Below are 15,808 nucleotides of genomic sequence, written 5' to 3'. Positions count from 1 at the left end.
AATAACGGCTCTTATGCACGTTTAATTAACGGGCTTAAAAGGAATACTTCTACTAAGGAGCTGATTTTAATTGAGTAAAGAACAAGCATTGAACATCTTGAAAGAAAGCCGTATTGGTACAATGGCAACCGTGCAAAACAACAAACCACATTCAAGGTACATGACATTTTATAATGAAGACTTCACCCTATACACACCGACCAGTAAGTCGACACACAAAGTGGAAGATATCGAGGCAAATCCAAACACCCATATTTTAATCGGTTATGAAGGGGAAGGATTTGGCGATGCATTCCTAGAAATTGAAGGTAAAGTGAGCGAATCATCAGACGTTAATGTGAAAGCGAAAATTTGGAACGACCAAATGAAAAATTGGTTTAAAGGTCCGGATGATCCAGACATGGTTGTACTTGTCGTCAAGCCTTTGGTGATTCGACTTATGAACAAATCAGGAAAACCACCTGAAACGATTGAAGTTTAAATTATTTATACTCGCTCTCACATGAGGGTGAGTTTTTTCGTTTCTTTATATTGTCAAACTAGATAATGAATAATCCATCAGCAATTCCCTTTAATGGACTTGTACTTTTTCAGTATTATAATGAAGCTATACAATTTATAAGGGGAATACTTATTTTTAGAAGGGAACTTCATAGATGAATAAAAGAGCAAACATGAATATAGCAGGCCTAGAATTTAGTTGGGACCTAGAAAAAGGACAATTTATATTTGAAAAACAGGATTCCGTCTTGTTTTGGATAGACAGTGCAATGAAATCTTTTTTTGACACAATCGAAGAAGTATCAGGAGAAGAATCCTCCAACTTGGTTTTCGAGACTACGGGCTTTCGGCAAGGGTTAGTGGTAGGGGAATACTTTGAGAAAATGAAGAATGTAACTGTTGTTGAAGCAGCAGAGTTAATTACCAATACATACGCTTCTGCAGGGTGGGGACGAACCTACATACAGAACTTGAATGATGAAGCTAAAACATTGACAGTGTACCTAACGGATAGTTGGGAACATAAAATTAATGTAAGCCAAGGTAAGAAAAAGGGCAGTAATTTTCTTCCTGCACACTATGCTGGAATCTTCACGGGATTATTTGGAACAAACATATGGTACAAAGTGATCCAATATCAATTGGAAGGGCACGAATGCAGTATTGTGGAATACTTTCCATCGAATATTACGGTTTCAAACAATATTCATGAATTGGCTAGAAAAAAGGAAACGGAAAAGATTCTACATTTGGAAGCTCTGGTTGAGGATAAAACGAGAGAATTAACGGATCTTGTCAAAGAATTATCTTCACCCATCATTCCAGTACATGACGGGATTGTTGTCGTCCCGTTACTTGGGAAATATGATGAAGACCGAGTGGAAGAATTGGTTGTCAAAACTTTAGGCAAATTACCATCATATCAGGCAAAATATCTGATTCTAGACTTGACGGGCCTTGACAAAGACATTAGTCAGTATACGGCAAGCCTAATAGGAAAAATTGGTTCCGTCGCATCTCTTATCGGAACTGAAACCATTCTGGTGGGAATTTCTCCTCAATTAAGTATTGTCATATCTCAATCGGAAATGAACTTGGCTAAATTTGATTGTTTTCAAACCCTGCAACACGGAATTCATTTTGCTTTAGGGCAGCTAGGACGTAAGATTATATAATGAACTAATTTATGCGCCACTTCATTTAAGAGGTGTCGCATTTTTTGCTGATTTGCTGTACTTTTATATTAAATGATTCTCTAGAACATCTTATAGAATATTAAATGATGATAGACCTGGCTATTGCAACGGAGGAATACGAAGCTGGTCATTACAATAAGGAAGAGTTATGATATAATTTTATTAGTAGTAGGTACTATAATAAGGTATAGAAATAACTTTATCTGAGGAGGAAATCATGGAAGATTTACTAAAATTGAAAGACAAGAATATTGTCATCATGGGTGTTGCGAATGAAAGAAGCCTTGCTTGGGGTGTAGCAAAATCTCTTTATAAAGCAGGAGCGAACTTAATTTTTACGTATCGCAAAGAACGTTCATTGCTTAAAATCAACAAGCTATTAGCGGATAACAATTTCGAAGCAAAATTAGTCGTAGAATGCGATGTTAATAGTGATGAAAGCATACATGATGCATTTACAAAAATCGGAACAGCCGTGGACAATATACACGGAGTCGTTCATTCAGTGGCCTTCGCGCATGCAGATGATCTGAAAGGGGATTTCATCGATACTTCAAGAAGTGGATATGCTTTTGCTCAAGACTCAAGTGCATATTCTTTAATTGCAGTAGCAAAAGCAAGTAAACCATTTATGAATGAGGGCGGCTCTATCATTTCTATGACCTACTTAGGTGCAGAGCGAGTAGTAGAAGGATATAATGTGATGGGGATTGCAAAAGCTTCCCTTGAAATGTCCGTGAAGTATCTGGCTCTAGATCTAGGAAAAAACAATATTCGAGTAAATGCAATTTCTGCAGGGGCGATTCGTACGCTTGCAGCTAAAGGCATTCCATCATTCAATAAAATTCTGCATCAAATAGAAGAAACTGCACCACTTAAACGCAATGTAACCCAAGAAGAAGTTGGCGATATGACGCTGGCATTGCTAAGCAACCTTTCTCGAGGCGTAACAGGAGAAATTGTTTATGTAGATTCCGGTTACAACATTATGGGATAAGTAGTTGTCTGATGGCAGCATTACTTTAGAAAAAATATGCCAGGCGAAGAAGTACAAAGAAAAGACTGCCAGTTGGCAGTCTTTTCTCGTTTCGTCTTTAGATGACAGCATAATATGGCTTTTAACTTATAGGGTTTTAATATCCATATATTCATCACTGATTTCACCGACAATTTCTTCCAAAATATCTTCCATCGTTACCAGACCTGCAGTACCACCATATTCATCTGTGACAATTGCCATGTGGACCCGACTTTGCTGCATTTTAGACAATACTTTTTGAATGGGTGTCGTTTCAGGAAAACGCGACATTTCATGAATAAACGACTCCGGGCTCTGTGTTCTTCCCGCTGCCATACTGGTCAACATCTCTTTCGTATTAATAAAACCGATGAGCTTGTCTTTGTCACCATCTTCTGTCACAGGAAAACGTGTGTACTCGTGTTCATCCAGCACCTCAAATAGCTCTGAACGTGACAGGTCTTTATCTACCGTAACCATTGCTGTTCGCGATATCATGATGTTTCTCACAATGCGATCATCAAAAGCAAAAATATTTTTGAGGTAAGTTAATTCGGTTTGATTGATTTCACCGCTTTGGTAACTTTCCGCCATGATCAATTTCAATTCTTCTTCCGAATGGACCTCTTCATGTCCAGCAGGCTCCACCCCGAAAATCCTTAACAATACACGTGCGGATCCGTTTAGTAACCAGATGAACGGTGCCATTACTTTCCCGAACCAATATAGTGCGGGAGCGAGAAGCAAGGTCATTTTTTCAGCGTATTGAATAGCCAGTGTCTTTGGTGCCAATTCTCCAATCACCACATGCAGGAAAGTGACGATGCTTAATGCGATTGCATAGGAAAGTACCGTCGCTAATGCCTCTGGAACAGCGAAATACTCAAATAGCGGATGTAACATTCGTTCGACAGTCGGTTCACCTAACGCACCAAGGGCTAAAGCTGTTATAGTAATCCCCAGTTGGCAGGCAGAAAGGTAATAATCCAGTTTGTTCGCCACTTTCTGCGCGAGTGCGGCCTTCTTATTTCCTTCCGAAATCAATTGGTCGATTCTGGACATGCGCACCTTCAAGATGGCAAATTCAGCCCCGACGAAGAAAGCGGTCAAGATAATGAGCAATGCTATTAAAAACAAGCTTATAATGGTTTGTCCATCCAATTCGGCTCCCTCAAGAGAGGGATTCACCTCCAGTAAATATTTAACTCAGTCTTCTAGAACTACTTCTTCCGCGTTTAGGTCGCTTGTTGAAACAGGACCTGCTTAATTTGTTGATGATCCATTTCGGTGACCGTCCATACATACTTATCTTGGGTGATTATATCCCCCGTCTTGACATCTCCCGGGTTGTGAAAATAAATCCAGCCCCCAATAGTATCGATTTCTTCGCTCTCATCAAAAGCTAACCCGAACTGACCTTGGAGATCTTTTAAGAGGACACGTCCATTGATGAGGTATTTCTTGTCCCCAATTTTGCTGATATCCGGCATTTCATCAGCATCGAATTCATCACGGATTTCACCGACAATTTCTTCTAAAATGTCTTCCATGGTGATTATGCCGGCAGTTCCGCCGTATTCATCAGCGACTAAAGCGATATGCACATGGGCATTTTGCATTTTAAGTAAGCAATCTTGGAGGGCGGTCATTTCAAAAACAGTAGGCAGTTCCCGAATGAACTCCTCGAGTTCTCGCTTCCTCCCTGCAACAATATGGGGAAGCATCTTTTTGGCACTGACAAAACCAAGAATCCTGTCTTTGTCTCCGTCTTCTGAAACAGGATAACGAGTATAATTGTTTTCATCGAGAATTTCAATGATTTCATCCAATGGCATGTCTTTATCCAGGGTTACCAGTTCTGTCCGTGGAACCATGATGTCCTTGGCGACCCGTTCATCAAACGTGAATACATTCTCCATATAAGAAAGTTCAGTTTTGTTGAGAGCACCACCCTCGAAACTTTGAGCCATGATGATTTTTAGTTCTTCTTCTGAATAAGACTGTTCATGTCCAGCAGGTTTGACGCCAAATATTCTCAACAGGACGCCTGCAGACCCATTCAATGCCCAAATAAATGGCTTCATAATTTTCCCGAACCAATAAAGTGAAGGTGCCAGAAGCAAGGACATTCTTTCTGCATATTGAATCGCCAGTGTTTTTGGGGCCATTTCGCCAATAACGACATGGAGGAACGTTATAAGTATAAAGGCGATGGCATAGGAAGCCGCGGAAGCCAATGCATCTGAGACGCCAAAGAAATCAAATATGGGGTACATCAGACGTTCAACTGTCGGTTTACCTAATGTCCCAAGCCCTAGAGCTGTAACAGTGATGCCCAGTTGGCAAGCTGATAAGTAGTAATCTAAGTCGCTGGCCACTTTTTTTGCCAGTACCGCCTTTTTGTTTCCTTCTGCGATCAATTGATCAAGCCGAGACATCCGAATCTTGACGACGGCAAATTCAGATCCGACGAAAAACGCAGTTAAACCGAGTAAAACCACCAATAAAACCAAATTTAACACGGTAATTATATCCACTTAATTTCCCTTTAAAAGGGTTCACCTCCAAAATGATTACATCAAAGCCAATAACGAAGCGATCGTCATTAACCTTGTTTCAAGCTTTTTACTGATTTGCATTTTCACATGAGTTGGAGCATCTTTTAGCTGTTCCTCCAACCGCGTTAACTTTCCTTGTAAGCTATCAAATTCCTCGAATACGTCCCCAATCAGGATTTCTGTTTCTTGAATTTCACCTGCATCGAGAATCTGTTTGATTTCCGCAATGGACATGCGCTGTTTTTTTAATAGTTGTATTCGTTCGATCGTCTGGAGGACAGTCTTAGGATAGAGTCGATAATTGGCACTGGAGCGCTCTACATGCAATAACTCACAATTTGTGTAGTAATCGATGGTTCTAAGTGACAGGCAGCTTAACTTTGCTACCTCACCAATATGCATTAATTCCTTCCCAACACAAACGCCTCCTTTATTGTTGTGTAAATAATATCACATTCAACCAAAAAGCATACAGTGATGCGTGATGCTTGGAGAAGGTATTCACCTATTATCTGAAAACTTGTTCTTATTTTGGACATAAAGAGAAAGACTTCTGACTACCATGAAAAAAGCTGAGATGTTATACTTAAGTCACAACTCAATACACTTTGACATTCAGTCAAGGGGGAGTAGCTGTAGGGAAACCTATTTCACAGTCGTCAATACATGGTTCGTAGCCATCGGTTGTGATAGCAATCAAATTTGCTTAGCGAGACCTTTGCCTTTTATTAGGCAGAGGTCTTTTTTGTTGGCAAAAATTAGGAGGAGGAAGAAAAGTGGAAGCAATTTTATTGGAGTATGCCTGGGTATTACTGGTTCTAATCGGATTAGAGGGGTTACTTGCTGCGGATAATGCAGTGGTAATGGCTGTAATGGTAAAGCATTTACCAAAAGAACAACAGAAAAAAGCGTTATTTTATGGTCTAGCAGGAGCATTCGTATTTAGGTTTGCGGCTTTGTTCATGATTACGTTATTGGTGAATATTTGGCAAATACAAGCATTGGGTGCTGCTTACTTATTGTTCATTTCATTTAAGCATATTTACGATCAACGAAAAGGACAGGAGCATTCGATCGAACCGGAAGCTACAAAAGGTTCTGGTTTCTGGATGACCGTTTTAAAAATCGAACTGGCAGATATCGCATTTGCGATTGATTCCATGTTGGCTGCGGTTGCACTTGCAGTAACATTACCGCATTTGGGCGGTTATGATATTGGTGGCATCAATGGAGGACAATTCTTTGTTATGTTGGCCGGGGGATTGATCGGGGTTATAATTATGCGTTTTGCGGCCCATAAATTTGTTAAGCTTTTGGAAACATATCCACAACTTGAAACAGCGGCTTTTGTTATCGTCGGCTGGGTAGGGGTTAAACTACTTGTCATGACTTTATCACACGAAAAACTTGGCGTCTTGCCGCATGATTTCCCACATTCAACACCATGGACAATCGTTTTCTGGACTGTCTTGGTTGGAATTGTTGTTGTAGGAGCATTGCTTGGTGTGAAAAAGAAAAAAGAAAACGAAGCATAAGTATAAAAATTTCAAACGGAAGACTGACTCGGGTGATGCGAGAAGGTCTTCCGTTTTTTTGCAAAATATAAGAGACCACTTTGCTGAAGTCAGCAGTGGTCTCTTTTCATTTCCCATTCCTTCATTTGTAGTTCAACGATAGTATTTGTTAAGTATCGTCAGCTATACTGAGTAATAATGGAGTTAGAATTATTTATAAAAAATCACGTTAATTTTCTCTTGTTTATCGATAGTAGCCAATAAGATTTGTTTTACATCCAAATTGTAAGTGGAATGAATTTGACCTTTTACCCATTCTTCATCTTTTCCGGAACCACTTAATTCTTCAAAATCAAACTTTCCTTCTTTAATGATGGTTTTTGGTAAATCAAAGGGTTTTATCGTCAATTTCATATCTTCTGGAGTAAGTGATTGATATAGTGTGTCTTTAAAAAAAGAAATCGTTCCGTCTGGTTCCCATAATGCCAGGGCTACCTTTTGAACGTCCTCAATCTGACCTTTTCTCATCTCAGACATAAGGATGTCTATCGTAAGTCTTGCTTTAGCTAAGTTTTTAAAAAGAATTTGCCCATCTTTTATAAGAGGCGTCGGCTTTGGATCAAGAAAATTTCTAAGCGTGACCGATTTCAATGATATAAATAGACCGATTAAATATAGAATGACCAAAGAAGACATGGATATCAAAGAACCCTTCAAACCTAGACCTTCGTCGGATAAAGGATGGGCAATAATATTACCAATGGAAATGGCCATAATGAAATCAAGCAATCTCAATTGGGAAAACGATCGATGACCCATAACTTTACTAACAAGAATCAGAAATAAAAATCCAGTGATTGCCCTTAATATCCATTGAATGGCTGTAAGTGATTCCTGACTATGAAAAAATTCCATTCAAAATCACATCCTAACCCTTAATTGAGAACCAAATTAGTTTAACCAGGACTTACTGAAATATTTGTGCGAGAAGAAATGATGAGGTGAAAAATGACCATATATATTGCTTTTTTAAGAGGAATAAACGTAGGCGGACACAACAAGATAAAAATGGCGGACTTGAGATTGCTATTGGAAACGATGGGATTGGGGAAAGTTCAAACGTATATTCAAAGTGGGAATGTCTTATTTGAATCATCAAGGGATTCGGAAGAGTTGCGTCAACAACTTGAGAAACAAATCAAAAATGAGTTCGGTTTTTCTGTGCCTGTTATCTTGAGAACTTCTGCTGAATTGGAATACATCATTGAGAATAACCCTTTTTCATTCGACCACTTAATTGAAGGCGAGAGCATTCATTTGTCGTTACTTTCTGAATATCCTCCGCAAAAAGGAGTTAACCATCTACTAGAACTTCACGGTAATGTGGATGAATGTGAAGTCAAGGATAAGGAAATTTACGTTTATTTGCGTCAAAGCATACGTATCTCTAAATTGGCAGCACGTATACAAAAGATAGGTGTCCCATCAACATCTCGTAACTGGAAAACAGTTAAAAAGCTAGAAATCATGGCAAAGGAGATGGAATAAAACCTACATGAAATAACAAAAAGATCACTTCTGTTTATGCAGATGGTGATCTTTTTTTATGGACTGTTATATTATTTACCTTAATAAAAACTAGAGAGTACATGTGCGCCTCACAAGCCGTAAGAACATGAAGGGTGAGATCAATAAGTATGTAATCTTCATACTTGTCGGCTCATGCGGAACATACGGCAAGCGCAAATGTAAGATATAAAACAGCTTATTGTTTAAATAGATTTAGCCAGCCTTTGTATTTGAACCAAGCAAACATGGACACCCCAATTATCGCCATCGCACCCAGGACAAAAAAGTATCCATACTTCATCGAGAGTTCGGGCATATACTCGAAATTCATCCCGTATAAACCAACAATAAATGTTAAAGGTATGAAAATGGAAGAGACAATTGTCAAAATCATCATGATACGGTTCATGCGATTTGAGTTCATGGCCGTGTAACTATCACGAATATCCGCCGTAAGCTCACGATTGGACTCCACAATCTCAGTTAACTTTACAAGATGATCTGAAATATCCGCATAATAAGCCCGCTCCTGAAGTTGTAAATCAAACTTCTCCGAATTCAGCACTCGATAAATCAAATCTCGCATCGGAAGGATGGTTCGACGTAACCACAGCAAATCACTGCGCAAATCAAACACGATATCCATCGAAAAATGCTTCATATCAAAAGTCAGTTGATCTTCAATTGCATTTAAATGGTCCTCAATTTTATAGACAATTGGAAAATACGCATCCACGACTTTATCGAGAATTTTGTACATCGCGTAAATCGTGCCACGCTCCCAAAAAGAAGCATCGCGTTTCAATTTTTCGCGAACCAAATCCAATTCCTGTACATGGTTATGATGGAAAGTAACGATGAAGTTCTTACCGATAAATATATTTAATTCTTCAGCCTCCAGGGACTTTTCATTCAACGTATGAACGACGAAAAAATGGTAATCAGCATAATAATCGACTTTCGGACGCTGCAAACGATGCAAACAATCCTCAATCGCAAGAGGATGGAAGTGGAAGAATGAATCGAGCAATACAAATTCGCTCTCCGTAGGCTCATCAAAATCAACCCAATACCAATCTAACTCATTTTTATGTAAATCTTCTAAAGGAAAGTCCTCTATCAGTTGACTATCAGTGGTCACACCAAATGTTCGTATCATATAAAAACCTCACTTCAATGACAAAATTCTAGTAGTAGTGTACCACTAAATGGTTGAGCAACTATCTTTTCATCACACATTTTATTCATCGTGTATCAACTAACAATAAAAACCAAAGAGACCGTGAAGAATTTGGTGACGGTTTAAACAATCAAGACTTAAATGAGCTTGACCGTAACGAACTGAACCGAAAAAAACAATAATAGACGACCGTAACATACTGGGATTAACCATATACTAACGGTGGGGGCAATTCCTTGACACCCCCGAAATACTGTATTATTCTTGCTAGGAAATCTTAAAACTGAATATAGTGCTACGAATAGTAGCGACTAAGTTTTCTAGGGTTCCGCAAACATTTGTTTTGGCTGGTCCGAGAGAAAACACTTTGCAAGTTTGCGAAGATACACGGAAGGATAAAAGCCTGGGAGAGGACGTATTAACGTTGATCTTCTAGGCTTATTTTATTTTGGGAGGTGCCAATCTTGAATAAAGAATGGTTGAAAGTAATAATTGCTGCATTTTTCGAAGTGTTTTGGGTAATCGGTTTAAAACACGCGGATGATATTTGGTCGTGGGTAGGTACGGTTATTGCGATAGCGATAAGTTTTTATATAATGATTATGGCTGGGAAAACTCTACCAGTAGGCACTGTATATGCTGTGTTTGTTGGACTTGGGACAGCAGGAACCGTGATTGCGGATATTATGTTTTTCGGTGATGCATTCAGCGCAGCGAAAATTGGATTAATTATTTTGTTACTTGCTGGAGTGGTGGGGCTTAAGCTGGTGACGAAAGATGAAAAAGAGGTGACATCATAATGGATTGGATTTTCTTAATCATTGCTGGATTGTTTGAAATGACGGGTGTTGTGATGATCAACCAGGTGCACAAAAATCGGAACTGGAAATCAATCACTGGCTTGTTTGTTAGTTTTGGTGCAAGTTTCATATTTCTAGCGCTTGCAATGGAAACACTTCCGATGGGGACGGCATATGCAGTGTGGACAGGCATAGGAGCCTCTGGTGGGGCCATTTTAGGAATGATTCTTTACGGTGAACCGAAGACTGCCCTTCGTATTTTGTTTATCGCGATGGTCCTTGGAGCGGCTATTGGATTGAAGCTTGTATCATAACAAAGTAGAACAACAAGAAAAACCTGACTCCGAATAGAAGTCAGGTTTTCGTTGTTAGGTGACGCTCGATACGGGGAGAAAGGACTCGAACGCCACTTTAAAAATGGAGGATTTAGTAGGGTTTGATTAGTATAGAAAACAAGCTCCTACAATAATCAATAGAATGAAAAGAACCACAAGTAATGTAAATGATGAACCGCCGTTATTATTGCATTGTTCGTATCCCATGCTGTAACACCACCTTTTTGGAAAGGATAATGTTAGCATATGTGATATTTCTGAGTTGACCTGGGATAAAAGTATAACCTGCTTAAAAGGAATGAAATTATTTTAAACAAAGTTTACCTTATACGATTCATTTCTTCCTAACACCATTCTTCCTGCAAATCCGCGTTCACATTGACCAAGTTGAATTTCCTGTAGCCTTGGCTTTCTGCCCAAGCCTTCATCTCAGCATGGTCGGGGTCTTCCTTATCTTTCATGACAAGTTTGAAGTGCTCGTATCCTGGTGGTCCACCCACATCTTCAGGTGGACAGGTACCTTTGCCTTCAAGAACCTTTGGATAATCATATTCATAATTCTCTATTACTTTTTCCATCACAACGTCATGCTCCCAGCCATCGCCAAAGTCATAGTTATAACGGAACTCATGGATGTCGTTTACATATTCGTCCAGATGTATATCTCTCGCCAGCAGGAGTTGTTTACGTATGAATCGTTGATACATCCTATCATCAAATGTATCTTTCTCCGGAGGATTCTTCATATAATATTGTGCCATTCCAAAGTTTTCTTGAACCGACTCTTCATCCCCAACCATTTCAATCGTTTTAGTGTTGACCGTTTCCTCAAGTGAAAAATTAAACAGATGACTATCTGTCCACCCTACAGAGGTCTGAATGATGGAATGCAAATCATAAAAATCGAGTGTAGACGGTACAACCAAACGACGCCATACTTTGGGTTTTACATGATTTAGCGTGACCAAAAATTGATAGGCTCTCATAAATACACCTCATAGAAAGAGTTTTTTCCATCATAACATATACCCTATTAATCATTAATTAATTAAGTAAGTACCATAAACTTTAAGTATTGAAATGAATGGTTACCTTAAACATGAATAGCTTCCATTCTATTATTGAACTAAATTTGTAGCCTAGTAAAAGAAGGATTATCCATCATTTGAATAGAATAAGAGTGTGTGAATTATCCAAAGGGAGAGTTGAATTCTGAAACTTAAACAAATAGCAGTAGCATTCTTATTTAATGATAACCAGAAAGTTTTATTTCTTCACAAAAAATCAACCAGCACCTTTCTTCCTGGGCTTTTGGTTCCTATAGGTGGACATATTGAAGGCGAAGAGATAGAAGACCCTAATAAAGCCTGTTTAAGAGAAATTGAGGAAGAAACAGGTTTATTGGTTAATCATATTGACAGCCTAACACTCAGATACGTAGTACTTAGGATGAAAGATAAAAATGAAATACGTATACAATACGTCTATTTTGGAAATGTGATGTCAGAATCCGAACTAATCGAAAGTGATGAAGGTCAGTTATCGTGGATTGAGAGTAAAGACATTTCTCAACAAAATGTTACGGCAACTACAAGAGAAATAATTAAACATTATTTTGTAGAAGGTATAGGAACTGATCAAGTATACGTAGGTTCAATGAAGTCTTTCAAAGGAGAACCTCTAATTACTTGGGCGGTTCTAGAAGACTGGGAATTTCCTGTTATTACTTGCTCTAGAGAAAAGAATGCCTTGCTTAAAGCAAGTAACAAGGAGAGCTAGAATGTACTATACTTACGATTATTATTTTTGGGTAGAGGAAACTAAATATCAAGGAATGGTAAATGATTGTTTGTTGAAATATTCCATTTCAACCGAACCCACAACGTATCCCTTATTTGATACATTGAAATATGAATTTTCAATACCGGAACATGAATATAATATTCCAGCCATAAATCATGACTTAATGGCACTATATCAACGTGGAGTTTTAACGACGTATGGAGAACCTCATCGACATTTGCTATTCGAAAAGGACGATTATGAGAAGTCACCCTTTTTCTTTGTGCATTCGACAGGGAATTCTTCGAAGGCATTTATCGAGAGTAAACATAAGCGGGGCAAAAAGAAAATTATTTGTGAAACGTGCGGAGCTTTTACATTTGATCAAACGGCACCACTGACAGTACATTCAAAGAAAATGGGCAAACGCTTAATGGTCAATGCTGATACGAGCTACTGGATAATCACAAACTCTTTTGCAGAAATGCTAAAAGATTGGGGAATGAAAGGCTATCAATTGAAGGAAGTAATAACTGGAAGTGACGAAATCCTTTATCAGTTGGAACCCACTGCCACTTTGCCACTTCGTCATCTCTCCACACCACTCTTTAGAAGAGAAGATGCTGAGCGGTGTACAAATTGTACAGTTATGTCTCATGTGCCTTATGTGAATTACTATGATCAATCAATTTGCGAACTTGATACAGACTTCGTGACGACCTACGAATGGACAACAGATGGAAAAAAGTTATACAAATCACTGTTAATTAGCAAAAAATTACGCCGGCATCTACTTGCAAATCGTATTACGCGAGAAGTAACCAATGATCGTGACAAAGTATATGGTCACTCAGATTGGTGGTTAATACCTATTTTCTTAATATAAGTAAAGTCAACCTGAATTATATTCAATTAACTGGCACTTAAGTTAAAAATAAAGTATGAAAAACAACCAATTACAACACAAAATACGGTGCAATTGGTTGTTTGCTTTTATTGAATTTTTATTGTGAATATTTAAGTTTTACGATTGTTAGTTGTTTCTTTTGATGTCATTCAATTAAAAATCAAAGTTATCCGGATCTGGTCCTACACGATGATTTTCATTCATTTCTTCAATTTTTTTCATATCTTCATCTGATAATACGAAATCAAAGACGGATGAATTTTCGACAATGCGGTGCTCTTTTGTGGATTTTGGAATGGTGACAACTCCATTCTGTAAGTCCCATCGCAAAATGACTTGAGCAATGGACTTACCGTATTTGTTGCCGATCTCTCTTAGAGTTTCGTCTTCTAATAATTGACCAGCCATTAATGGAGACCAAGCTTCCAATCGAATTCCTTGTTCCTGACAAAACGCTCGAAGTTCTTTCTGTGTTAAACGTGGGTGGAATTCCACTTGATCTACCATCGGCTTGATTTTAGCTTCTTTCAATAAGTCTTGAAGATGATGGATATGGAAATTGCTTACGCCTATTGCTTTGACTTTTCCTTCATTATAAATAGTTTCCAATGCTCTCCACGCATCATTATATTTACCTTCGACTGGCCAGTGAATTAGATAGAGATCTAAGTAATCTAAGTTCAATTTTTTCAAACTTGTCTGATACGCTTCGATTGTAGACTCGTACCCTAAGTCAGCATTCCACACTTTCGATGTTACAAAAAGTTCTTCACGAGTAATGCCAGTTTCTTTTATTCCTTCACGTATACCTTGTCCCACGCCTTCTTCATTTCCGTAAATCGCCGCTGTATCAATACTGCGATAGCCTTTGATAATAGCCGTCTTTACTGCATTTACTAACTCTGGTCCTTCTTCTACTTTAAATACTCCGAGTCCAAACCAAGGCATTTTCACGCCGTTATGCAATGTTGTTGTATCTTGTAAATTTCTAGTCATTATTATTTTCCTCCTAGATAGTCATTAATGAAATTGATTTTGTCACAGTCTCTCCAATTAACTTGGTTTTTGTTCCAATTTAGAGCTCCAATATGTCAGTACAGCCGCTCCAAGTACCATGATTCCTCCGATCCAAGGGGTATGAATTAAACCGATTGAATCGACGATCAGACCTCCAACAAATGCTCCGATGGCTATCCCTACATTAAAAGCAGCGATATTCAAGGCTGATGCGACATCAACTGAAGAAGGTACGTGTTTTTCGGCTAGCTGTACGACATAGATTTGTAAGGCTGGAACGTTCATGAATGCAAATATCCCTAAGAAAAAGATGGAGATGATTCCCACAACTTTAAATGGAACTGTGAACGATAGAATGACAAGTATAGCCGCTTGGATTAGGAACATCCAAAATAAAGCTTTTAACGGATTTTTATTGGCCATTTTCCCGCCGACGGTATTTCCGATAGCAACTGCAATCCCATACACAAGCAAGATAATCCCGACTGCACTTGGTGCGAATCCGGTGACATCTTCCAAAATCGGAGCAAGGTATGTAAATGAGACAAATGTTCCGCCGTAACCTAACGCGGTGATAGCAAATGCTAGAAGCAAAGGACCATTAGTCAAGATTTTAAAGTTATCTGAAATCTTTGCGGGTGGTGCTTGTTTAAGATCTTTAGGAACCAATATTGCGCTGGCGATAATAGCAACGACGCCAAGAATTGCTACAACCCCAAACGTCGATCTCCATCCAAACGCTTGTCCAATGAATGTACCAAGTGGCACACCTGTTACGGTAGCTACCGTTAAACCTGTGAACATAAATGCGATGGCACTGGCTCGTTTATGATTGGGAACTAAATCGGCTGCTATTGTTGATCCGATGGAGAAGAATACCCCGTGAGAAAATGCAGTAATGAACCGTGCTACCAACAATAAACTAAAACTGGTGGATAAAGCAGCAACTGAATTACCTAAAATGAAGACAATCATCAAGAGCATCAATAACGTTTTTCGATTAATTTTGTTGGTTAAGGCGGTAAGAATCGGTGCTCCTACTGCAACGCCCATTGCGTAACCGGATATTAATAAACCAGCTAAAGGAATCGATATACCTAAATCATCACCTATGGTAGACAATAATCCTACAGGCACAAATTCGGTCGTGCCAATTGCAAAGGCACCGACGGCCAATGCCATTAACGCAGGAGTACCGGCTTTTTTTTCAGCCTTATTTATAGTTATGGAAGTCATTTAAGATTCCTCCTAGTTTTCTATTTGTCGTTCAAGCAGAGATAACGTGATGTGGCGCCTTTCAATTTTCATCACGCCGACCTATGAACATTATTATTAAATAATAAAAACAAAAAGGATAGTACGCACTTGAAAGTGCTGTAGGAACTTTAAAGTACCTATTGGTTATTTTTGCCCCTTTGTTTTCTGCTCATG

General features: G+C 38.7%; 19 protein-coding genes and 1 riboswitch. Of the genes, 10 read left to right on the top strand and 9 right to left on the bottom strand.

All coding sequences use genetic code 11. The features are described 5' to 3' along the window. Positions 1-70: 70 nt before the first annotated feature. The 3 genes from GY23_RS16475 (at position 71) to fabI (ending at position 2,694) form a co-directional block, all read left to right on the top strand. Complete coding sequence (locus GY23_RS16475) at positions 71-481, top strand: pyridoxamine 5'-phosphate oxidase family protein (RefSeq protein WP_075620281.1); 411 nt, start codon at positions 71-73, stop codon at positions 479-481. A 175-nt stretch (positions 482-656) separates the two neighbouring features. After that, positions 657-1,676 carry an STAS domain-containing protein gene (locus GY23_RS16470; RefSeq protein WP_075620280.1) on the top strand — a complete coding sequence of 340 codons (1,020 nt, stop codon included), beginning with the start codon at positions 657-659 and terminating at the stop codon, positions 1,674-1,676. A gap of 238 nt (positions 1,677-1,914) precedes the next feature. Continuing rightward, positions 1,915-2,694, top strand: a complete 780-nt coding sequence (gene fabI, locus GY23_RS16465; RefSeq protein ID WP_075620279.1) for an enoyl-ACP reductase FabI — start codon at positions 1,915-1,917, stop codon at positions 2,692-2,694. Positions 2,695-2,820: 126 nt separating this feature from the next. Here fabI and GY23_RS16460 read toward each other — a convergent pair whose 3' ends face one another. From GY23_RS16460 to GY23_RS16450, 3 genes are all read right to left on the bottom strand, one after another. Further along, on the bottom strand, positions 2,821-3,876 hold the full coding sequence (locus GY23_RS16460) for a hemolysin family protein (protein WP_075620278.1): 1,056 nt from the start codon (positions 3,874-3,876) through the stop codon (positions 2,821-2,823). Between the two features lie 74 nt (positions 3,877-3,950). After that, entirely contained in the window at positions 3,951-5,252 is a 1,302-nt protein-coding gene (locus GY23_RS16455) for a hemolysin family protein (RefSeq protein WP_075620277.1), read from the bottom strand. Between the two features lie 36 nt (positions 5,253-5,288). Further along, positions 5,289-5,675: a MerR family transcriptional regulator gene (locus GY23_RS16450; RefSeq protein WP_075620276.1), complete on the bottom strand. Its 387-nt coding sequence runs from the start codon at positions 5,673-5,675 to the stop codon at positions 5,289-5,291. Between the two features lie 374 nt (positions 5,676-6,049). Here GY23_RS16450 and GY23_RS16445 point away from each other — a divergent pair, with 374 nt between their 5' ends. Continuing rightward, complete coding sequence (locus tag GY23_RS16445; protein WP_075620275.1) at positions 6,050-6,808, top strand: TerC family protein; 759 nt, start codon at positions 6,050-6,052, stop codon at positions 6,806-6,808. Positions 6,809-6,997: 189 nt separating this feature from the next. Here the strand turns inward: GY23_RS16445 and GY23_RS16440 are convergent, their stop codons facing one another. After that, a complete protein-coding gene (locus tag GY23_RS16440) occupies positions 6,998-7,702 on the bottom strand; it encodes a DUF421 domain-containing protein (protein ID WP_075620274.1) in 705 nt (234 codons plus the stop codon). 93 nt (positions 7,703-7,795) lie between these two features. Between GY23_RS16440 and GY23_RS16435 the strand changes: the two genes are divergently transcribed. After that, entirely contained in the window at positions 7,796-8,335 is a 540-nt protein-coding gene (locus GY23_RS16435; protein ID WP_075620273.1) for a DUF1697 domain-containing protein, read from the top strand. A gap of 217 nt (positions 8,336-8,552) precedes the next feature. On the opposite strand, the gene corA is transcribed toward GY23_RS16435, so the two are convergent. Next, on the bottom strand, positions 8,553-9,515 hold the full coding sequence (gene corA / locus GY23_RS16430) for a magnesium/cobalt transporter CorA (protein ID WP_075620272.1): 963 nt from the start codon (positions 9,513-9,515) through the stop codon (positions 8,553-8,555). A 53-nt stretch (positions 9,516-9,568) separates the two neighbouring features. Between corA and GY23_RS18370 the strand changes: the two genes are divergently transcribed. The 3 genes from GY23_RS18370 (at position 9,569) to GY23_RS16420 (ending at position 10,650) form a co-directional block, all read left to right on the top strand. Beyond that, complete coding sequence (locus GY23_RS18370; RefSeq protein ID WP_161487621.1) at positions 9,569-9,718, top strand: hypothetical protein; 150 nt, start codon at positions 9,569-9,571, stop codon at positions 9,716-9,718. Between the two features lie 127 nt (positions 9,719-9,845). Next, positions 9,846-9,948, top strand: a riboswitch (guanidine-I (ykkC/yxkD leader). A 52-nt stretch (positions 9,949-10,000) separates the two neighbouring features. Next, a complete protein-coding gene (locus GY23_RS16425) occupies positions 10,001-10,336 on the top strand; it encodes a DMT family transporter (protein WP_075620271.1) in 336 nt (111 codons plus the stop codon). Next, the gene (locus GY23_RS16420) at positions 10,336-10,650 is read left to right on the top strand and encodes a DMT family transporter (protein ID WP_075620270.1); all 315 of its coding nucleotides are present in this window, start codon (positions 10,336-10,338) and stop codon (positions 10,648-10,650) included. Before GY23_RS16425 ends, GY23_RS16420 begins: the two co-directional genes overlap by 1 nt. Before the next feature lie 126 nt (positions 10,651-10,776). Here the strand turns inward: GY23_RS16420 and GY23_RS16415 are convergent, their stop codons facing one another. Further along, positions 10,777-10,878 carry a YjcZ family sporulation protein gene (locus tag GY23_RS16415; protein WP_075620269.1) on the bottom strand — a complete coding sequence of 34 codons (102 nt, stop codon included), beginning with the start codon at positions 10,876-10,878 and terminating at the stop codon, positions 10,777-10,779. Between the two features lie 137 nt (positions 10,879-11,015). Beyond that, complete coding sequence (locus GY23_RS16410) at positions 11,016-11,657, bottom strand: plasmid pRiA4b ORF-3 family protein (RefSeq protein ID WP_075620268.1); 642 nt, start codon at positions 11,655-11,657, stop codon at positions 11,016-11,018. Positions 11,658-11,880: 223 nt separating this feature from the next. Here GY23_RS16410 and GY23_RS16405 point away from each other — a divergent pair, with 223 nt between their 5' ends. Both GY23_RS16405 and GY23_RS16400 read left to right on the top strand, forming a co-directional pair. Continuing rightward, positions 11,881-12,450, top strand: a complete 570-nt coding sequence (locus tag GY23_RS16405; protein ID WP_084544163.1) for an NUDIX domain-containing protein — start codon at positions 11,881-11,883, stop codon at positions 12,448-12,450. 1 nt (position 12,451) lies between these two features. Continuing rightward, positions 12,452-13,339 carry a hypothetical protein gene (locus tag GY23_RS16400; RefSeq protein ID WP_075620266.1) on the top strand — a complete coding sequence of 296 codons (888 nt, stop codon included), beginning with the start codon at positions 12,452-12,454 and terminating at the stop codon, positions 13,337-13,339. A gap of 174 nt (positions 13,340-13,513) precedes the next feature. On the opposite strand, the gene GY23_RS16395 is transcribed toward GY23_RS16400, so the two are convergent. Next, a complete protein-coding gene (locus GY23_RS16395) occupies positions 13,514-14,356 on the bottom strand; it encodes an aldo/keto reductase (protein ID WP_075620265.1) in 843 nt (280 codons plus the stop codon). A 57-nt stretch (positions 14,357-14,413) separates the two neighbouring features. Continuing rightward, entirely contained in the window at positions 14,414-15,613 is a 1,200-nt protein-coding gene (locus GY23_RS16390) for an MFS transporter (RefSeq protein WP_075620264.1), read from the bottom strand. Positions 15,614-15,808: the final 195 nt, after the last annotated feature.

This window comes from Paenisporosarcina indica (genome assembly GCF_001939075.1).
GTDB classification, from domain to species: domain Bacteria; phylum Bacillota; class Bacilli; order Bacillales_A; family Planococcaceae; genus Paenisporosarcina; species Paenisporosarcina indica.
This window is presented reverse-complemented; position numbering and strand designations above follow the sequence as displayed.